The sequence below is a fragment of the Cupriavidus sp. FW305-26 genome (assembly GCF_058787975.1).
Genome location: NZ_JBYTAH010000025.1, coordinates 63548 through 82394 on the forward strand (window position 1 = coordinate 63548; position 18847 = coordinate 82394).

Annotated in this window: 23 protein-coding genes and 1 tRNA gene; 14 read left to right on the plus strand and 10 right to left on the minus strand. The window is 63.3% G+C overall.

The annotated features are described in order from the left end of the window. Positions 1–82 precede the first annotated feature (82 nt). From AC3WQZ_RS15805 to AC3WQZ_RS15820, 4 genes are all read left to right on the plus strand, one after another. Positions 83–643: an NADPH-dependent FMN reductase gene (locus tag AC3WQZ_RS15805; protein ID WP_010809499.1), complete on the plus strand. Its 561-nt coding sequence runs from the start codon at positions 83–85 to the stop codon at positions 641–643. A gap of 1049 nt (positions 644–1692) precedes the next feature. Beyond that, positions 1693–2730 carry a tRNA dihydrouridine(20/20a) synthase DusA gene (gene dusA, locus AC3WQZ_RS15810; RefSeq protein ID WP_439668027.1) on the plus strand — a complete coding sequence of 346 codons (1038 nt, stop codon included), beginning with the start codon at positions 1693–1695 and terminating at the stop codon, positions 2728–2730. Positions 2731–3742: 1012 nt separating this feature from the next. After that, a complete protein-coding gene (locus AC3WQZ_RS15815) occupies positions 3743–4021 on the plus strand; it encodes a hypothetical protein (RefSeq protein ID WP_011615592.1) in 279 nt (92 codons plus the stop codon). A 106-nt stretch (positions 4022–4127) separates the two neighbouring features. Continuing rightward, positions 4128–4203 (plus strand) — tRNA-His (locus tag AC3WQZ_RS15820). Between the two features lie 98 nt (positions 4204–4301). On the opposite strand, the gene AC3WQZ_RS15825 is transcribed toward AC3WQZ_RS15820, so the two are convergent. The 4 genes from AC3WQZ_RS15825 to AC3WQZ_RS15840 all read right to left on the minus strand — a co-directional run bounded on the left by AC3WQZ_RS15825 (position 4302) and on the right by AC3WQZ_RS15840 (position 5834). Next, positions 4302–4484 carry a hypothetical protein gene (locus AC3WQZ_RS15825; protein WP_010809504.1) on the minus strand — a complete coding sequence of 61 codons (183 nt, stop codon included), beginning with the start codon at positions 4482–4484 and terminating at the stop codon, positions 4302–4304. After that, a complete protein-coding gene (locus AC3WQZ_RS15830) occupies positions 4481–4792 on the minus strand; it encodes a hypothetical protein (RefSeq protein WP_136227780.1) in 312 nt (103 codons plus the stop codon). Before AC3WQZ_RS15830 ends, AC3WQZ_RS15825 begins: the two co-directional genes overlap by 4 nt. 395 nt (positions 4793–5187) lie before the next feature. After that, positions 5188–5406 (minus strand): DUF2188 domain-containing protein, encoded by a 219-nt coding sequence (locus tag AC3WQZ_RS15835; RefSeq protein ID WP_081050264.1) that lies wholly within the window; start codon positions 5404–5406, stop codon positions 5188–5190. A gap of 185 nt (positions 5407–5591) precedes the next feature. Further along, positions 5592–5834: a DUF2188 domain-containing protein gene (locus AC3WQZ_RS15840; protein ID WP_011615591.1), complete on the minus strand. Its 243-nt coding sequence runs from the start codon at positions 5832–5834 to the stop codon at positions 5592–5594. 534 nt (positions 5835–6368) lie between these two features. Here AC3WQZ_RS15840 and AC3WQZ_RS15845 point away from each other — a divergent pair. Further along, positions 6369–6719, plus strand: coding sequence for a hypothetical protein (locus AC3WQZ_RS15845; protein ID WP_011615590.1), 351 nt, complete (start codon positions 6369–6371; stop codon positions 6717–6719). 501 nt (positions 6720–7220) lie between these two features. Continuing rightward, on the plus strand, positions 7221–7568 hold the full coding sequence (locus AC3WQZ_RS15850) for a hypothetical protein (protein WP_011615589.1): 348 nt from the start codon (positions 7221–7223) through the stop codon (positions 7566–7568). A 39-nt stretch (positions 7569–7607) separates the two neighbouring features. Here the strand turns inward: AC3WQZ_RS15850 and AC3WQZ_RS15855 are convergent, their stop codons facing one another. After that, a complete protein-coding gene (locus AC3WQZ_RS15855) occupies positions 7608–7778 on the minus strand; it encodes a hypothetical protein (RefSeq protein ID WP_010809510.1) in 171 nt (56 codons plus the stop codon). A gap of 110 nt (positions 7779–7888) precedes the next feature. Further along, positions 7889–8542 carry a transcriptional repressor LexA gene (lexA, locus tag AC3WQZ_RS15860; RefSeq protein WP_013957143.1) on the minus strand — a complete coding sequence of 218 codons (654 nt, stop codon included), beginning with the start codon at positions 8540–8542 and terminating at the stop codon, positions 7889–7891. A 255-nt stretch (positions 8543–8797) separates the two neighbouring features. On the opposite strand from lexA, the gene AC3WQZ_RS15865 reads away from it, so the two are divergent. The 8 genes from AC3WQZ_RS15865 to AC3WQZ_RS15900 all read left to right on the plus strand — a co-directional run bounded on the left by AC3WQZ_RS15865 (position 8798) and on the right by AC3WQZ_RS15900 (position 14815). Next, a complete protein-coding gene (locus AC3WQZ_RS15865; RefSeq protein ID WP_041687807.1) occupies positions 8798–9790 on the plus strand; it encodes an asparaginase in 993 nt (330 codons plus the stop codon). Positions 9791–9908: 118 nt separating this feature from the next. Beyond that, entirely contained in the window at positions 9909–10283 is a 375-nt protein-coding gene (gene rpsF, locus AC3WQZ_RS15870) for a 30S ribosomal protein S6 (RefSeq protein ID WP_010809513.1), read from the plus strand. 77 nt (positions 10284–10360) lie between these two features. Beyond that, a complete protein-coding gene (gene priB / locus AC3WQZ_RS15875; RefSeq protein ID WP_010809514.1) occupies positions 10361–10660 on the plus strand; it encodes a primosomal replication protein N in 300 nt (99 codons plus the stop codon). 3 nt (positions 10661–10663) lie between these two features. Further along, positions 10664–10942, plus strand: a complete 279-nt coding sequence (gene rpsR / locus AC3WQZ_RS15880) for a 30S ribosomal protein S18 (RefSeq protein ID WP_006163606.1) — start codon at positions 10664–10666, stop codon at positions 10940–10942. Positions 10943–10974: 32 nt separating this feature from the next. Then, on the plus strand, positions 10975–11427 hold the full coding sequence (gene rplI, locus AC3WQZ_RS15885) for a 50S ribosomal protein L9 (protein ID WP_010809515.1): 453 nt from the start codon (positions 10975–10977) through the stop codon (positions 11425–11427). Between the two features lie 160 nt (positions 11428–11587). Continuing rightward, on the plus strand, positions 11588–12976 hold the full coding sequence (locus AC3WQZ_RS15890; RefSeq protein ID WP_492300858.1) for a replicative DNA helicase: 1389 nt from the start codon (positions 11588–11590) through the stop codon (positions 12974–12976). 191 nt (positions 12977–13167) lie between these two features. Then, complete coding sequence (locus AC3WQZ_RS15895; RefSeq protein WP_010809517.1) at positions 13168–13794, plus strand: DUF47 domain-containing protein; 627 nt, start codon at positions 13168–13170, stop codon at positions 13792–13794. A 13-nt stretch (positions 13795–13807) separates the two neighbouring features. Continuing rightward, the gene (locus AC3WQZ_RS15900; RefSeq protein ID WP_010809518.1) at positions 13808–14815 is read left to right on the plus strand and encodes an inorganic phosphate transporter; all 1008 of its coding nucleotides are present in this window, start codon (positions 13808–13810) and stop codon (positions 14813–14815) included. Positions 14816–14875: 60 nt separating this feature from the next. On the opposite strand, the gene AC3WQZ_RS15905 is transcribed toward AC3WQZ_RS15900, so the two are convergent. The 4 genes from AC3WQZ_RS15905 to AC3WQZ_RS15920 all read right to left on the minus strand — a co-directional run bounded on the left by AC3WQZ_RS15905 (position 14876) and on the right by AC3WQZ_RS15920 (position 18801). Beyond that, the gene (locus AC3WQZ_RS15905; protein WP_010809519.1) at positions 14876–15553 is read right to left on the minus strand and encodes a C40 family peptidase; all 678 of its coding nucleotides are present in this window, start codon (positions 15551–15553) and stop codon (positions 14876–14878) included. Between the two features lie 47 nt (positions 15554–15600). After that, on the minus strand, positions 15601–16062 hold the full coding sequence (locus AC3WQZ_RS15910; RefSeq protein WP_010809520.1) for a hypothetical protein: 462 nt from the start codon (positions 16060–16062) through the stop codon (positions 15601–15603). Positions 16063–16219: 157 nt separating this feature from the next. After that, positions 16220–17923 (minus strand): PhoH family protein, encoded by a 1704-nt coding sequence (locus AC3WQZ_RS15915; protein WP_010810471.1) that lies wholly within the window; start codon positions 17921–17923, stop codon positions 16220–16222. A 413-nt stretch (positions 17924–18336) separates the two neighbouring features. Beyond that, complete coding sequence (locus AC3WQZ_RS15920) at positions 18337–18801, minus strand: peroxiredoxin (RefSeq protein ID WP_010810472.1); 465 nt, start codon at positions 18799–18801, stop codon at positions 18337–18339. Between the last annotated feature and the right edge of the window lie 46 nt (positions 18802–18847).

Here is an 18847-nt window from a genome sequence, read left to right on the forward strand (position 1 = left end):
CTGGACCGGCGCACGCGGCCAGGCCAACCCTGGCCGCGTGCGCCGTCCGCGTCATTCCGTCCACACAGTCAAAGGAGCCGCAATGAGTAATCCTCGTGATGTCGTTGTACTGGTGGGAAGCCTGCGCAAGGAGTCATACAACCGCAAACTGGCCAAGGCGCTGATCGCGCTGGCGCCGCAGCAACTCAAGCTGGAGATTGTCGAGATCGGCGAGCTGCAGCTGTACAACCAGGACCTGGACGACAAACCTACCCAGGCCTGGACCACGTTCCGCGACCGCGTCCGCCGCGCCGACGCCGTGTTGTTCGTGACCCCGGAATACAACCGCTCCGTGCCCGCGCCGCTAAAGAACGCCATCGACGTGGGCTCGCGGCCCTACGGCAGCAGCGTCTGGGACGGCAAGCCTGGCGCCGTCATCAGCGCTTCGCCCGGCGCCATCGGTGGCTTCGGTGCCAACCAGCACCTGCGCCAGTCGATGGTGTTCCTCAATGTCCCGATGCTGCAGCAGCCTGAGGCGTATATCAGCGGCGTCGACAAGCTGTTTGATGAGCAGGGCGGGATCGCCAATGAATCGACCAAGGGCTTTCTCGGCAAATTTCTGACGACGTTTGCAGGCTGGATCGAGCGGACTGCGCCGCGGTGATACTGCGGGGGCCGGGCGCTGTGAACCTCGACGCGGTAGCCTGTAACCGCGGTTTGGGGGGACGTGTCAGGTTACGAAGGCGTGCGCATCCGCCCCGGCTCCTGTCAGCGAACGTTCAGAGGTCGAGTCGAGAACCATCGAGTGCCATCCATGCCCAGAGGAGAAGCACCGGCATCCCGGCCAGCCAGCGCAGCCAAATGCTGCGGTTCATTGCCAGCAACGCCCAAATTGCAAGTGAGCAACCAAGCAGGAGTGCGAAGCACGACAGCAGGTAGTTCGCCTGTGATTGATATGCCCACATCGCCGCAGATGGTCCTTGGCCGCCGAACGGATAGTTCTCAGGGCCTGTTCAGGCTCCCCGTATCTCTACCAGCATCAGCATGGCGACGAGACCGAGGATGATGGAACCGACAGCCTTAATAGCGAACTTCCAGTTCCATGTCTTTCGCTTAGTACAAAAACTCCTTGGCAAAGGAATTCATTGAACTGGTGAGGTCGATGCAACCTGCAGAGCCAGGGTAGCTTCCGCCGTGGATCGTGAAATTGCTTCGGCCAAACACGTTTGTCCCCGGGCGTGGCTGCAACCCAATGCGCCGGGTTCCCCAGGCTGTCGTACAGCCCGGCCATCGCCCGGCCTTTGATGTTGATGAGCCTGAGAATGCAGGCAGCTCTGTTGAAGATGCTTGTAATTTCCCAGCGTTGAAAATCATCCTGCCGCGCGGTGGTGCGGGGCCCCTGTCAGGGGCGGGCGCGCACGTTCCCATTTGCACGCAGAGGGCTTCGGGAATCAATCAGCGCAGTCCGAATGTGCATGTTATCTGTGCTGCACGTCTTCTATAGCCCAGTTAAGCCGTGCACGCGGAGTGATGCCAAGGAGCCGTTTCAGCATCGCGAGTGCACCTGTGTTGCTTCGATCGATCTCGATCTGCCCTCGATGGTAAACTCAAGCGCTTCCGCTCATCAGCGAACTTGCCGTTTCCCGGCAGGCTGACGAGGCAGTTTTTGAGTTTTTCTAAGTAGGAATATCGGTCCAGGCGGATCGTTGTGAAATGACTGATTATCAAGGGAAGATCGCTGCTGCAAGCCCGCGCCGGGTATCCGTGGCCCCGATGATGGACTGGACCGACCGCCATTGCCGCATGTTCCACCGCCAGCTCAGCCGCCACACCTGGCTGTACACCGAGATGGTGACCACCGGCGCGCTGCTGCATGGCGACGTCCCGCGCCACCTGGACTTCGATGCGGCCGAACACCCGGTCGCGCTGCAGTTGGGCGGCAGCGAGCCGGCAGATCTTGCCATGGCGGCCAAGCTGGGGCAGCAGTGGGGCTATGCGGAAGTCAACCTGAACTGCGGCTGCCCGTCCGAGCGCGTGCAGCGCGGGGCCTTCGGCGCGTGCCTGATGGCCGAGCCGCAACTGGTGGCCGACTGCGTCAAGGCGATGCGCGATGCGGTGGATATCCCGGTCACCGTCAAGCATCGCATCGGCATCGACAAGATCGAGCACTACGATTTTGTTCGTGATTTCGTCGGCCGGGTGGCCGAGGCGGGTTGCGGCACGTTTATCGTCCACGCGCGCAATGCGATCCTGAAGGGCCTGAGCCCGAAAGAAAACCGTGAGATTCCGCCGCTGCGCTATGAGGTGGCGTACCAGCTGAAGCAGGAGTTTCCTGAGCTGGAGATCCTGATCAACGGTGGCATCGTCAGCTATGACGAGGTGGCGGCCCACCTCGAGCACGTCGATGGCGTGATGATCGGTCGCGAGGCATACCATCAGCCCTATGTATTGGCCGAAATAGATGCGCGCTTCTATGGCGATGCGAGTGCGCCGGCGCCGTCGCGGCTCGATGTCGAGCTGGCGATGCAGCGCTATATCGGCGACCTGGTGGAGCGGGGTGGCTATATGGGCGCGGTCACGCGCCACATGCTTGGCCTGCATCGTGGCATCGCGGGCGGGCGTGGCTGGCGCCGCGTGCTGTCGGATGCCAAGCGCATGAATGCGGCACGCACGCGAGCCGATGTGGATGCACTGTTCGAAGAGGCGCGCGCGCACTTGCGGCCGCAGGCACAAGAGCCTCTGGCCGCGTAAGCGAGCGTGGGCTGCGCGTTCTGCCGAGGCCGCGCTCTAACTCCGAATCGTGAAAATGTGCATGGCTGCGCGGGGGTACCGCGCGCCGCACTTGCAATGCCTGATCGCCCGGAAACCGGCGCCAGGAAAGGGATTCCCCTAATTCGCTGAGGCAGGGCACTTTCATACACTGTGCCTGCCCTCGAATACAGGGCTTTCTTCAACTGATTATTAGCCCGCTTCGGCGGGCTTTTTTTTCGTCGCAGTACTCTTGTTGCTACGCCAGGCTTGTTGCTCTTCGTTTACCCGAATGGTGCATTCCCAGCATGACAGTTACAGTGCAACCGCCTTCAGGGCATTTGAGATCGCTAAATTTAAGAGTCCGCGCTGCGGACTCTTTTTTTGCGCGCTCGCTTTGCTTGCGCCGACGAGGGGATTAGACGGTTGTCCCCGTAAAGAGTTCCATCGGTCACGCCAGCAGGCTAGCGCGTATGGCTGATGCCTACGTCCAGCGTGCCGTACGTCGTGATGCTCGATTCCCTGCCGTCGACCCCGCCGCCAGCGCATCCGCCGAGCAAGGCCGCCAATGCCGTCAGCGCAAGAATCCGCGCTGGCCATCTACACTTGATTTGCATTCCCGTTTCCTGCCGTTCGTAGACGTGTCGATTTTGTCGATGACGTCGATTGGGCTCTCAGATGCTCGTGAGGTTCCTTCGCCAGGTGCTGGCGCCACGACAATGAGAAGGCAGGGTGGCCAAAAAGAGGCAGGCGGCCCGATGGGGGGGGCCGCCTGACGGGAAGGTCGAGGGGGGTCAATGTCCCTCAGGCACAAGTATCGCTTCGCGCATTTGCGGCATGAACCCTGCAGAGGTAGGGGCTGTGCACAGCATATTTCCGCGAGCGAATCAGCGGCAGGCGCGAAGGTGCCAGCGCGCCGGGCGGACGCCCTGGTCGGCGGCCGTGATACGATCCCTCGCATAGCCCCAGGCGAGACAAGGCATGGCACGCGGACCGAGCCGGCAGGGGGAGCAGCGTGGAAAAAGAAAACGTGGAAAACGAAGCGCCGTTCGGCGTTGTCTATGAAGACTTCCGGGTGATCTGGGTTGCCGAGCAACTGCAGGACGGCAAATGGACGGCACGCTACTGCTGGCATCCCGGCACTTCGGAAGCTGCTGGCAAGGCGTTGCAGGAAGCTGTGCTGAACGGCAAGTCGCGCCGCCTGTTGGGGCAGTTCGATACCGAAGCGGAGACCGTCGAAGCCATCAAGCAGGCAGTGCTGCTTGAAGCAAAGTGGAGCCCGTCCAGAACCTGAGCTTTTCTCTCAAAAAAATTGTGCGGAATACTAGCCATTCCGGCAAACTGTTTGTATAATCTTGGTTTTCGTCGATCAGCAACGTAACGCGCTGATGACCTCTACGGTGGCTGTAGCTCAGTTGGTAGAGTCCAGGATTGTGATTCCTGTCGTCGTGGGTTCGAGTCCCATCAGCCACCCCAAATTTTCTTTCGCATCAAGGCCTTACGGGCTTTCTAACCGTCCCATGATGCGGAATTTCCCCACGGCGCCACTGGCGCCGTTTCTGTTTTCTGCTCCCTTATTCTGTTGCTGCTGCCCGTTTGACCTTGCGCCGATCGTAGTGACGGTGGGTGGTCGATGGGTTGGCGTGCGCCGCGAAGTCGTAGGCGTCGGCGGACCTGCGCTCGAGCTTCGTGGTGATCGCTGCGGGGCGGATGTCCATGGCGGCGAAGTGGACCTCGTATGCCTTCAGGGTTGTCATGCTGCCTCCCTAGCGGCGAGCATGGCGTCGGCCTCGATGTAGCGGAGGCGGGCGCGCGCATCAGCCCAGAAGATCGCGTTGGCTAGCGGGTGGGCGGCGTAGTCAGGCATGGCGCGGCCGAGCAGTTGCTCCGCATAGCGGACGCCGATTTCATCGCCAACGACAACCTTCGCGGCGAAGTAGTCGCGAAGGGTCATGCCGCCAACTATCTCGTTCGGGTAGTCCCTGTTGAACGACGTGGGAAATGCCGAGCCGCCGTTGTCGATGTCGGTACTCACCCGCCGCCGCATGCCGACGCGCCAGGACATCGCCCGGGTGCAGAAGACGCAAGCCGACATCCTGGATCTCTGGTCGCGCGGCCTGGCCGAGCGCGACAAGGGCATTCAGGACCGGGCGTCAGCCTGGCTGCATAGCTGGAACGAAAAGAACCCGGAATCACCCATCCTGATCAACGGGCGCCAGTTGCAGAGCCGCGTCAAGCAGATGGCGACGCCGAGCGCAGATCGGATGTTGAAAGGGGCGCCGAAGGGTCTGCGCGGCCGGGTGGCCGGCGAGTTCGCTGCTGGCCGCCCCGCGAAGGAGGGGAGTGATGAAGCGCTACTTCTGAAACGTGCTGATCGCCGTCGACCAACTCGGCAACGCGCTAGCCGCCGGCGACCCAGACGAGACGATCAGGCGTTTCTTCCCAGCAAGCATGCCGGCGCTATTCTTCGTCGCGCTCTGGATTGGTTCCATCGACCCGGCTCAAGTACCGGTGCATTGTCCCGTCTAGCCTGTGAACGTAGAGATCGACGCGTTCGGCACAGGCGGCTGTCCAGCCGTCACGGACGGCGTCCGCTTTCGTAGTGAACGGGATATTCGGACTGCCGTCTCGACAGATGTCCCAATGGCCGAGATGCGGCATGATGTGAACGTGTCGCATTTTGGGACCCCCGCATCAGTATGCAATTCGAGTCTAGGGCCTACACATGAGCAATCAATGTTGGACAGATGCTCAATCGGGCCTGTCTGGCAAAAGAAAAGCCCTCGACCAGGGTGGCGAGGGCCCGAAGTGGAGGCAGGCGTGTCGCAGGACCGCCCACTTAGAATCCAACTGAGGGCATGACCTTAATCGGCATCACGGATGCAAGTGAGCGCGCTCGCGTCGCAATCGCGAAAATCGATCTCACTTGGCTCGTTTTCCACGCCATGGATCGTGAGGACGGCATCCTGCGCCATTGCCATTTGAACGCCTGCGGCAATCGCTGCGCCGCGGGAGGGATAGGTTACACGCGTGCCGCTTGGATCATCGGTTTCTACGGCCCATCGGGATTCTTCGGTCAGCACAACCTGGACGGTATTGACAGACATTAATGCACCTCCTTGGTTGGGGCATGTCTTCGTTGTAGGCGCGATGAGTCGAACTCGATGTCGGGCAACCTCCTACCTTCGTGGATGGAGATGGCAAATAGCTGGTCAGAGGCGCATTCGTGTCAGGAAAGCGCGCTATACGTTGTGCAAAACCGCCGATCCGTGCACAAAAAAGCCCTCGGTCGGGTCGAGAGATCGAAGGGAGGGTGTATTCGAGCCGTCGTCAGGCGCCGGTGCCAACATGGCGTTCCTGTTCTCAGAGGCCTATGCTTAACTCAGTCTTCTGCACGCTAACCGCGATGAAGCGCCACGTTTCTCACCTACCCGGCCACCCAGAACTCCCCGTGCACGGCGCGCGCTATTACTTCGCGCTGGTTGCTGGGCTGATCATTCTGGGCGGGCTGTACCTCGCCGTCGCAGTGTAGCGAGCTCGATGCATTGCAGTCAAAGCGCAGGAACAAGCGGTCCCACGCCTGTCGTGGATGTCCCGGTTGCCTCTGCAGTTTGGGGCGATGCGCTCAGCGGGAGCGAAAAATGCAAGCGATATTCGCCAGAGGCTACACGCAACGGCCCGTGATAGTCGTGGCCCGAGAATACGCGGTTGACGGTATTCAAGTTGACGTGGGAGATCTAGTGACCGTTCGCGTCCTTGATCAGGATGTCGAGTTTGGCATCCGCCTATCCGGTCCCGGGGACGGCGTGGACAGCTGGCGGGGCACGATTTTTCATATTGCGCGCGGTGAAGAGGCGCTTACGTATGCAGAAGGGCTTGAGCTTGACGACATCGTGGATGTCTCGCGCGCGGAGATGGCCGAGATCATTAAGCACAACGACGATTCCCGATCTGTTTCGGCTCGCTCGATCCCGGATGGCGGCGTGGTGTAAGCCATGACGCCGGCGGTCTCCGGCACGCTTTAGAGATCACTGCTTCTTTCCGCCAGATCTCGGCCACAGTGGTCATCCCCTCCTTGCTCCGCCATGCAAAAATCATGCAAAAAAGCCGCGTACAAGGCGGGCTACGGAAAGTTTGCGCCGGTGGTGGTCGGGTATGTCTCGGGGGTTGCTGCAGGCAAGGGGCGCCGTTTGCGGGCCAAAAATTGAGGTGGCGCATGGGGCTCGCACGGGTTACAATTTTTCCCACGGCACCCGTAGAAGCCGCATGAATGCTTGTGAAAAATTGAGCGTTCATGGGAAAAAAACGAGGCCGAAAGCGTTGATTCCAAAGGGGAAAATGGCGATTGATGCGGGGATTGAGATTCCTGTCGTCGTGGGTTCGAGTCCCATCAGCCACCCCAAAGCATTTCCCAGAACGGCGCCTCGCGAGGGCGCCGTTCTGCATTTCCCGGGGGCGGTATGTCTGTTCGAGCGGCAGCGGTTGGCGTAGCGATGGCAGCCATGGTGGCAGGGTGTGCCACCGGCACTTCTGAAAAGGACATTCGCGCGCGTGCGCCGATGCGCTTGTTCACGCCCGCCAAGATGGGTGAGGTTGCGAAATGCCTGCGCAACAATCTGGGCGATGACGCCGCGGTCGTCAACTATCCGGCGAAGAGCCAGACCGAGATCCGCATCGGCCAGACCACGTCTGGCGGTGAATACCAATACGCCTATCTGATTTCGCTGACGGCGAAGCCGGATGGTACGGCGCTGGAGCTGCGCAAGAGCGATACGTGGTTCCCGCAGCTGACGCCGACGGAGCTGGAAGCCGAAGCCAAGGCGTGTGCGCCGCGTAGCTGAGGGCGGCGCCCGCAGCTGCTAGGAGACAGCCGGCAGATTTCAGGCGGCCAGCTTTTCGGCGGTTTCGAGTTCAAGCATGCGGCAGATCGCCGCCATGCTGCCGACCATGGTGCGGCGCTGCGTACCCTGGTAGACGCGTACGCCCTTGCTCTGGCGGAACGGCACGGGCTTGACCGGGCGACGGGCGGCGACTTGGTGGATTTGCGGCATGGTGGCACCTCTTTTAGGCAAAGCGGGGTCAACACCCGGCAAGCCGGGCGGCGTCTGCAAAGCAATGGAAGCGGGTGGGCCCGCGCAGGCGGTTGGCCTGCGGTGCCCGGCTAGAAGCCGGAAGATCGGATCAGCCCGACGGCGATGCCTTCCAGCGAGAACTCCTCACCAGGCTCCACGATGATGTTGGTGAAGTCCGGGTTTTCTGCGATCAGTTCGATATGGCCACCGCGCCGCTGCAGGCGCTTGACGGTCACGTCATCACCCAGGCGCGCCACCACGATCTTGCCGTTGGCGGCTTCGCTGGCGCGGCGCACGGCCAGCAGGTCGCCGTCGAGGATGCCGGCATCGCGCATGCTCAGGCCGCGCACTCGCAGCAGGTAATCGGGGCGTTCGTCGAAGACCGAGGCGTCGACCTGGTACTGGCGGTCGATATGCTCGGCGGCGAGTATCGGGCTGCCGGCAGCAACGCGGCCCACCAGCGGCAGCGTCAGCTGCATCACGCCGGCCATCGGCAACGAAAACTGGTCGGGCATTTCCGAATCGCTGCGTGCCACCTTCAGGCGGATGCCGCGTGAAGCGCCCGGGGTCAGTTCGATCACGCCCTTGCGTGCCAGCGCCCTCAGGTGTTCTTCCGCGGCATTGGGCGAGGAGAAGCCAAACTCTGCGGCGATTTCGGCGCGCGTGGGCGGAAAGCCGGTGCGGCGGATCGTGTTGCGGATCAGATCGAAAATCTGCTGCTGCCGGGGTGTCAGGGTCGCCATGGGATCGCCGTTCCGTGCGGGGTCGCGGGGTTTCGGGTAAGAGGATCGGTCGATCCTTTATCCTGCATCCGTCTGACCGGGCACTGTATGTTTAAACAGTATGCTGTGATTTTATACAGTATCGGCCTGAGCGCAAGCAGAATTTTTGGGGCGTGTCTCATGGACGGAATGCGGATCACCGGCGAGAGCCGCGGCGAGGCGGGGCGCGCCCGTTACAATCGCCATTCCTGCCTTTCCACTTTCTTTGCACGCTCCATGACCCAATTGCCTCGCATCGTCGTACTGGCCACCGGCGGCACCATTGCTGGCGCGGCCGGAAACTCTGCCAGCAGCGCACGCTACCAGGCGGCGACCGTGCCGGTGTCGTCGTTGCTGGCAGCGGTGCCCGCGCTGCAGTCGGCGGCTCGCATCGAGGCCGAGCAGGTGGCCCAGGTCGACAGCAAGGACATGACCTTCACGCTCTGGCAAACGCTGGCGGCGCGGGTTGAGCACTGGTCCGCGCAGCCCGACGTGGCTGGCATCGTGATCACCCACGGCACCGATACGCTGGAAGAAACTGCGATGGCGCTGCACCTGACGCAATCGTGTCCGGTGCCCGTGGTGATGACAGCGGCAATGCGGCCGTCGACGTCGCTGTCGGCCGATGGGCCGCTGAACCTGCTGGATGCGGTGCGCGTGGCCGCTCATCCCGATGCGCGCGGCAAGGGTGTGCTGGTGGTGCTGAACCAGCAGATCCACGCTGCGCGGGATGTGGCCAAGGCCCACACGTCGGCGGTGGACGCCTTTGTCTCGGCCTGCGGGCCGCTGGGTTTCGTGCAGGACGACTACGTGCGCTTCGCCCGCGCGCCACGCGCGGCCTGGGTGATCGGGCCGATGCCGGCGGCGTGGCCGATGGTGGAGATCGTGGCGAGCTACGCGCAGCCGGGCAGGGTGGCAGTGGATGCGCTGGTCCGCGCGGGTATAGCCGGGCTGGTGGTGGCTGCCGCCGGCAATGGCTCGGTGCATGAGGTGCTGGCCGGGGCGCTGGCCGATGCCGCTGCCGCGGGGGTGGCCGTGGTGCGCAGTTCCCGCACCGGGGCCGGCCATGTGGCGATTCCGCCCCAGCTCAGCCCGACGGATGGAGCTTTTGTTTCCGCAACGGACCTCAATCCCTATAAGGCGCGCGTGCTGCTGGCCCTGGCGCTGGCAGCCGACTCAGGCCTGGCGCGGGATCCGGCAAGGCTGCAGGCCGTGTTTGCCAACGCCTGATTTGCCTGTGTAATCAGCGGCTTGCGCACTTGCTGCCATGCGCGCTATAATGTAAGGCTATTCAACCTTGCCACACCGGACTCGTGACGCCCGGGTGGCTAATCCAAAAGGAGCGTCAATGCGTCATTACGAAATCGTCTTCATCGTCCATCCGGACCAGAGCGAACAAGTGCCGGCCATGATCGAGCGCTACAAGCAGCTCGTGACCTCGCAGAACGGCAACGTTCACCGCGTGGAAGACTGGGGCCGTCGCCAGATGGCTTACATGATCCAGAAGCTGGCCAAGGCTCACTACGTTTGCCTGAACATCGAATGCGGCAAGGAAACGCTGGCTGAACTGGAACACGCGTTCAAGTTCAACGACGCCGTCCTGCGCCACCTGATCGTGCAGACCAAGAAGGCCGAGACCGCACCTTCGCCGATGATGAAGGAAGTGCAGCGCGAAGAAGCCCGCAAGGCCGCGCAAACGACCACCGAAGGCCAGGCCGCCTGAGTGCGGACTGCGGTGCGCGCCATGGCTGACAGCGTCGGCCACGGCAGCATGGATTGCAACCAGCAAGAGGTCCCGCGTTGAACCAGCTTCGGCTTGCCGCCACCCTGGCGGAACGCGATGCCCTGCGCTATACCCCGGCCGGGGTCCCCGTCGTGAACTGCATCCTGCAGTACAGCGGCGAGGCCGTCGAGGCGCAAACGCCGCGGCAGGTCGAGTTTGCAATCTCAGCGATGGGGGTCGGACAGGTTGGCCAGCGTCTGGAGCGCTTACCGCTCGGCACGCTGCTCGACTGCGAAGGATTCCTGGCCCGCAGGCACCGCAACAGCAAGGCTCTCGTCTTTCACATCACTGGATGTAAAGCATTCGAAAAGGATTGAATCATGGCATTCGTCAAACGTGACAACAAGAACAAGAAGCGCTTCCAGCAACAGAACCCGCTGTTCAAGCGCAAGCGCTTCTGCCGCTTCACCGTGGCTGGCGTGGAACAGATCGACTACAAGGATCTGGACACCCTGAAGGACTTCATCGGCGACAACGGCAAGATCACGCCCGCCCGCCTGACCGGTACCAAGGCTCACTATCAGCGTCAGCTGGATACGGCCATCAAGCGTGCGCGTTTCCTCGCGCTGATGCCGTACACCGACCTGCACAAGAACTGATCAGGCCATAGGTCCGTTAAGGAGAGAATACGATGCAAATTATTCTGCTGGAAAAAGTCATCAACCTGGGCAACCTGGGTGACATCGTCAAGGTGAAGGACGGTTACGCCCGTAACTTCCTGATCCCGGGCAAGAAGGCCCGCCGTGCTACGCAAACCGCGATCGCTGAATTCGAAGTCAAGCGCGCCGAGCTGGAAAAGGCCGCTGCCGAGAAGCTGGCCGCCGCGCAAGCCGAAGGCGAGAAGCTGAGCGGCCTGAGCGTCCAGATCAGCCAGAAGTCGGGTGTGGACGGCCGCCTGTTCGGTTCCGTGACCAATGCCGACATCGCTGAAGCCCTGGCTGGCCAAGGCTTCAAGCTGGAAAAGGCCCAGGTTCGCATGCCGAACGGTCCGCTGAAGATGGTGGGCGACCACCCGGTCAGCGTTGCGCTGCACACGGACGTCGTGGTCGACGTGACCGTGTCGGTCGTGGGTGAGAGCGTCTAAGGACGTGCCGCCTTGCCGGCGCGCTGCGCCGGCTGAAGCACCGCAAGCAAAAAAGGCAGGAGCCCCGGCTCCTGCCTTTTTTTGTTGCCCGCTTGTCTTTGCCTGCCCGGTCGCCAAATGTCCGGCGAAGTGCGTCCTCCCGCCGTTATAATGCCTCCCCATGAACGCGCCCGTCGCCGACCCCCAACTCGAGAACCTCAAAGTCCCGCCGCATTCCATCGAAGCCGAGCAATCGGTGCTGGGTGGCCTGCTGCTGGACAACGCCGCCTGGGACCGCATTGCGGACTTCATTTCCGAGGCGGATTTCTATCGTTTTGACCACCGGATGATCTTCCAGAGCATCGCCCGGTTGATCTCGGCCACCAAGCCGGCCGACGTGATCACGGTCTATGAAATGCTGCAGGTCGCCGGCAAGGCCGAGGAGGTGGGCGGGCTGGCCTACCTGAATTCGCTGGCGCAGAACACGCCCAGCGCGGCCAATATCCGCCGCTACGCGGAGATCGTGCGTGAGCGCTCGGTGCTGCGCAAGCTGGTGACGGCGGCCGACGATATCGCCTCGGCCGCGTTCGCGCCCAAGGGCCGCGAGGTGCGCGAGCTGCTGGATGAGGCCGAGTCCAAGGTTTTTGCGATTGCCGAAGAAGGCTCGCGCGGCCAGAAGGGTTTCCAGGAAATCCAGCCGCTGCTGACCCAGGTGGTCGAGCGCATCGACGAGCTGTACCACCGCGATTCCACCGACGTCACCGGCGTGCCGACCGGCTTCATCGACCTGGACAAGATGACCAGCGGCATGCAGCCGGGCGACCTGATCATCGTGGCCGGCCGCCCGTCGATGGGCAAGACCGCGTTCTCGCTGAACATCGGCGAGCATGTGGCAGTGGAGCAGGGCCTGCCGGTGGCAGTGTTCTCGATGGAAATGGCGGGCACCCAGCTGGCCATGCGTATGCTCGGCTCGGTAGGCCGCCTCGACCAGCACCGGCTGCGCACTGGCCGCCTGCTGGATGAAGACTGGCCGCGGCTGACGCATGCGATCCAGCGCATGAACGACACCCAGCTGTTCATCGACGAAACTCCGGCGCTGAACCCGATGGAGCTGCGTGCCCGTTCGCGGCGCCTGGCGCGCCAGTGCGGGCAGCTTGGCCTGATCATCATCGATTACCTCCAGCTGATGTCAGGTTCGGGCGGCGGCGAGAACCGCGCCACGGAGATTTCAGAAATCTCCCGTTCGCTCAAGGGTCTGGCCAAGGAACTCAACTGTCCGGTGATTGCACTGTCGCAGCTGAACCGAAGCCTGGAACAGCGTCCCAACAAGCGTCCGGTGATGTCCGACCTGCGCGAATCCGGCGCTATCGAACAGGATGCCGACGTGATCCTGTTCATCTACCGCGACGAAGTCTATAACGCAGACTCCCAGGACAAGGGCACGGCCGAGATCATTATCGGCAAGCAGCGTAACGGCCCGATTGGCACGGTGCGCCTGACCTTCCTGGGCCAGTTCACCAAGTTCGACAACTTCAGCGGCGGCCCGGCTTTCTTCGACAACGATACCTGACGAAGTCAAGCCAGCCTGCAATCGTCCGTGCGGCGCCGTCTTGTTTGCGCCAAATTCGCGGGCAATGTCCCAGTAACCCTGTAAAATATTGCGCTTTGATGACAGTCGCCACCCGCGACTGTCATGCAACGCGTCCGCTCAATCCTGCAACACAATCAGCGGCGTCACCACGCTGCCACAAGGAACATTCCATGTTCGGCCGATTCATGCCCACGGAGGGCAAGTTCTTCGAATATTTCAACCAGCATGCCGACTGCGCGGTGACCGCCGCCCATGAGCTCCAGGCACTGGTCAACGACTTGCCCAACGCCGAGGCCCATGCCCGCCGCGTCCAGGCCACTGAAAAGAAGGCCGACCGGATCACGCACGACACCATCGACCTGCTGCACAAGACCTTCATCACGCCGCTGGATCGCGACGAGATCCACAAGCTCATCACGACCATGGACGACATCCTGGATCTGATGGAAGACGTGGCCGAGACTATCTCGCTGTACGACGTGACCAACCTGACCGACGAAGCGCTGCGCCTGGCGGCCATCTGCGTGCAGTGCTGCGACCAGGTCAAGATCGCGGTGGGCCTGCTCGAGGACATGGGCAATGCCAGCACCATCCTGAAGACCGCCCAGCAGATCGACCAGCTTGAATCTGAAGCCGACCGCGTGATGCGCTCGGCGATGTCCAAGCTGTTCCGCGACGAGACCGACGTCAAGCGCCTGATCAAGCTGAAGGCCATCTACGAACAGCTCGAGACGATCACCGACAAGTGCGAGGACGTCGCCAACATCATCGAAGGCATCGTCCTGGAAAACGCCTGAGGCGGCAATCGGCATGCAGACCATACAAATGAGCCTGTGGGTGATCGCCTTGCTGGTGGCGCTCGCGCTGCTGTTCGACTTCATGAACGGCTTCCACGACGCGGCCAACTCGATCGCCACGGTGGTGTCCACCGGCGTGCTCAAGCCGCACCATGCGGTGGCAATGGCGGCGATGTGCAACGTCGTCGCAATCTTTGTCTTTCACCTGAAGGTGGCGGCCACGGTGGGGACCGGCACCATCGACGTCAATATCGTCGACCACTACGTGATATTCGGGGCCCTGGTCGGGGCGATCGCCTGGAACGTCATCACCTGGTATTACGGCATCCCGTCGTCGTCGTCGCATGCGCTGATCGGCGGGCTGGTGGGTGCGGCGGTGGCCAAGGCCGGCACGGGCGCGCTGGTGGGCAGCGGCCTGCTGAAGACCGTGGCGTTCATCCTGGTCTCGCCGTTGCTGGGCTTCCTGCTCGGTTCGCTGATGATGGTGATGGTGGGCTGGACCTTCTTCCGCACGCCGCCGTCGCGGGTGGACCGCTGGTTCCGCCGGCTGCAGCTGGTTTCGGCCTCGCTGTACAGCCTGGGCCACGGCGGCAATGACGCGCAGAAGACCATCGGCATCATCTGGATGCTGCTGATTGCCAGCGGCCATGTGGTCGCCGGCGGCCAGCCGCCGACCTGGGTGATCGTCAGCTGCTACGTGGCCATCGGCATGGGCACGCTGTTCGGCGGCTGGCGGATCGTGCGCACCATGGGCCAGAAGATCACCAAGCTCAAGCCGGTCGGCGGCTTCTGCGCCGAGACGGGCGGGGCGATTACGCTGTTCTTTGCCTCGGCGCTGGGCGTGCCGGTATCGACCACGCATACCATCACCGGCGCCATCGTCGGCGTCGGCTCGGCGCAGAAGATGTCGGCGGTGCGCTGGGGCGTGGCCGGCAATATCGTCTGGGCCTGGGTGCTGACGATCCCGGCGTCGGCCTTCATGGCGGCGATCGCATGGTGGATCGGGCGGCATATCCTGTAAGGCAGGGGCCGCCGTACCAACAAGAAGCCAGGCTGATGCCTGGCTTTTTGTTTGGGCGCTTCACTGGTTGGCGAAGGCCGCGATGGGATCGTCGTCTACCCCAAGCGGTGCCGAGGCCGGCGCCGGCTCAGGCAGCGGTGGCGCGGCCGGGGCTGCCACTGGCGCGGGCGGCTGGTTGACCGCCGCGACCACGCGGCGCGCGCCGTTGTAGCGCGAGGCCCAGTAAGGCTTGCCCATGTCTTCGAGACGGACCGTGCCGCCGGACGACGGTGCATGGACAAAGCGGTTCTGTCCGACGTAGATGCCCACGTGCGAATTGGCGCGGCCGGTGGTGTTGAAGAACACCAGGTCGCCGGATGCCACTTCGCTGCGGTCCAGCGAGCTGCCGCGGACGCCCATCGCCTCGGTGGTGCGCGGCAGGTTCACATTGGCCGCGCGCGACACCACGTAGCGCACCAGCCCGCTGCAGTCGAAGCCGGAGTCCGGTGTATTGCCGCCGTAGCGATAGGGTGTGCCGACCAGGGACATCGCCTGGATCGAAATCTCTTCCAGTCCGGCGCTGGGGTCGATCATGGGTTTGCCCGGCGTCCGCGGCAGGCCGGCGTGGCGCGAAGACGGGGAACTGGCGCAGGCCGCCAGCAGCAGGGCGGTGGCGCAGAGCAGCGGCAGCCGGACCTGGGCAAGCAGGCCCTGCGCACGCAGTGGATGGGTAGGGATTCGGGTACGGCGCAATGGCATCCTGGGTTTCCGGTCGCCGGCCTGCCGGCGCACCGGAAGCCTTGCCGCTACCAGCGTAGCTGGGCGTTGCGCGTACCGGTGCTGACCTTGATGGACTTGGCCTGGCCCTTGTAACTGGCCTCGATATTGTAGCTGCCTTCGGGCGCACGTATCAGGCAGCGCGGGCCGGCGGCGCGGAAGCTGGCGACTTCCTGCCCGTCGCGCATCAGCCGGACTGCCACGTCCGACAGGAATTCACCGTTCGCACCCTGGGTGAACAGGATGCCCATGTTGAAGTCCTTTTCCTTCGCGGCCAGCGCCTGGCGCTCGTCCTCGGCGACACCGCCGCAGACGTAGCTGACCGGGCCCATGGTGCGGATCACCATTTCTTCGGCGGCGGCATGGGCCGGGCGCCAGCTGGCGGCCAGCGCCATGCCGGCGGCTGCCAGCATGGCCAGTGCAAGGCGCTGCCTGTGCTGGCTGCGGGCGACGGCAGGCGCATGCCCGCCGGGCAGATGCTGGGTATTCATCGACGCCTCCAGTGGGGATGCGGGGCAACGGCAAACATGGGGCCATCATAGCCCCAAAGTGCTTGCCGTTGACGACGGCGCTCAGGCGCTGCGGGGGGCCCCCCCCCCCCCCCCCCCCCCCCCCCCACCGGCAGGGCGCGCCCGCAGGTTGCCGGTGTCAGAGCACGTCGCCGGCGTGGTCGGCCAGGCGCGAGCGTTCGCCGCGCGCCAGCGTGATATGGCCGCTGTGGCTCCAGCCCTTGAAGCGGTCGACCACGTAGGTCAGGCCCGACGAACCCTCGGTCAGGTACGGCGTGTCGATCTGCGCGATATTGCCCAGGCAGATGATCTTGGTACCCGGGCCCGCGCGCGTCACCAGCGTCTTCATCTGCTTGGGCGTCAGGTTCTGTGCCTCGTCGATGATGACGAACTTGTTGACGAAGGTGCGCCCGCGCATGAAGTTCATGCTCTTGACCTTGATGCGCGACCGGATCAGCTCCTGCGTGGCGGCGCGTCCCCAGTCGCCGGCGCTGTCGTCGCTCTTCTGCAGCACCTCGAGGTTGTCGTCGAACGCGCCCATCCAGGGCTGCATCTTCTCTTCCTCGGTGCCGGGCAGGAAGCCGATGTCTTCGCCCACCGGCACCGTCGCGCGCGTGACGATGATCTCGTTGTACTGCTTCTGGTCCAGCACCTGTTCCAGCCCGGCTGCCAGCGCCAGCAGGGTCTTGCCGGTGCCGGCCTGGCCGAGCAGCGTGACGAAGTCGATGTCCGGGTTCATCAGCAGGTTGAGCGCGAAGTTCTGCTCGCGGTTGCGGGCGGTCACGCTCCACACATTGTTCTTGTGGTGCGTGTAGTCCTTGAGGGTCTGCAGCAGCGCGGTCTTGCCGTTGATCTCCTTGACCTGCGCGTACAGCGGCAGGCTGCCGTCGACCGGTTCCAGGTAGACGAACTGGTTGACCAGGAACGACGGCACCAGCGGCCCGGTGAGCCGGTAGAACATGGCGCCTGACTTCGGGTCCTGCCAGCTTTCCACGCCCTTGCCGTGCCTGGTCCAGAAGTCGCCGGGCAGCTGCAGCACGCCGGCATAGAGCAGGTCCTTGTCTTCCAGGACCTGGTCGTTGAAGTAGTCTTCGGCCGGCAGGCCCAGTGCGCGCGCCTTGATGCGCATGTTGATGTCTTTCGACACCAGCACGACCTGGCGCTCGGGGTACTGCTGCTGCAGCGCGCTGACCACGCCCAGGATCTGGTTGTCGGCCTTGCCCTGCGGCAGGCCTTCAGGCAGCTTGATGTCGTTCAGGCGCGTCTGGAAGAACAGCTTGCCCTGCGCGTCGCGGTTGCCCAGCTTGGCCAGCGGCAGGCCTTCGTCGAGCACGCCGTCGGTGCCGCCCACCAGCGAATCGAGCGTGCGGCTGACCATGCGCGCGTTGCGCGCGACTTCGCTCATGCCCTTCTTGTGGTTGTCCAGCTCTTCGAGCGTCATCATCGGCAGATAGATGTCGTGTTCCTCGAAGCGGAACAGCGAGGCCGGGTCGTGCATCAGCACGTTGGTGTCGAGCACGAACAGCTTGCTCGGGCCTTCGGACTTGCGGGCGCGGCGCGTGGGGCCGGTGGACGGCTTGACCAGGCTGACCGGTGCGGCATTGACGGCAGGCGTCGATACGGCCGGGGTCTCGGTGCTGCGGGCACGGGTGCCACCGGCGGCGCGGGCCTGGACCTCAGGCACCTCGGTGTCGCCGGTTTCCAGCAATGCCACGCGCTCGAGCGCCGGCACAGGTTTCTTGCCCTGTGTGGCGGCTTTGGCCTTGGGCACCGCGGAGACCGGAGCAAACTCGCTCGGATCCAGCAATTGGGCAGGCTTGGCGGGCATGGTAGGCAGCGGCATGCTTGGCTTTCCTTTCAGGGGGACAAGAAGGGGGCGAGGGTGTCCGTGCCGCGACGCCGCGATACGTCGGAGACGGCGTGGCGGCCGATGGCCGGGGCATGCATGCGCGAGGCTCCCGGCGCGGACAGGCATGAGGACAGACGCGGTTGCAAACAAAAAAGCCGCCATGCCTGCATAACAGGATTGGCGGCTCTTTTGCGGACTGCCGACACGGCAGGTCCGCTACCGGCCTGTGGCGCGAACCGCCTGGGCCGGGGAGTCGAAACAGCGTGGCATCCGGAATCTGAACTCATTACGGGCCAATGTATCCGAAGGTTTTGGGTTTGGCAATTGGGTTTGCCAACGGCGTGTTGCGACACAGCACGGCCGGGCTGGCGTCCGTGTCGTGGCAAGGCCGATACCGACGCGATACCTCAGAGCCCGCGCACGATTTCCAGGACTTCGTCAACATGGTTCGGCACCTTGATGCCGCGCAGCTCGTGGCGCAGGATGCCCTTGCCGTCGATGATGAAGGTGCTGCGCTCGATGCCCCGGTGCTCCTTGCCATAGAGCTTTTTCAGCTTGATGACATCGAACAGCGTGCACACGGCTTCGTCGGCGTCGGAGATCAGCTCGAAGGGCAGCTCAAGCTTGGCCTTGAAGTTCTCGTGCGAGCGGATGCTGTCGCGCGAGATGCCGAACACCTGCACGCCGGCCTTTTGGAAGTCCTCATACTGGTCGCGGAAGTTCATGGCCTCCGTGGTGCAACCCGGCGTGTTGTCCTTCGGGTAGAAGTACAGCACCACCGTCTTGCCGCGGTAGTCGGCAAGGCGGAAGGTGGCGTCGCCGGTCATCGGCGCGCTGAAGTCGGGTACGGCCTTGTTCAGACTGACGGTCATGCTTGTGGCTCCTGGGGGAGGGGCAGGGGATCGGGAGAATCGGGTG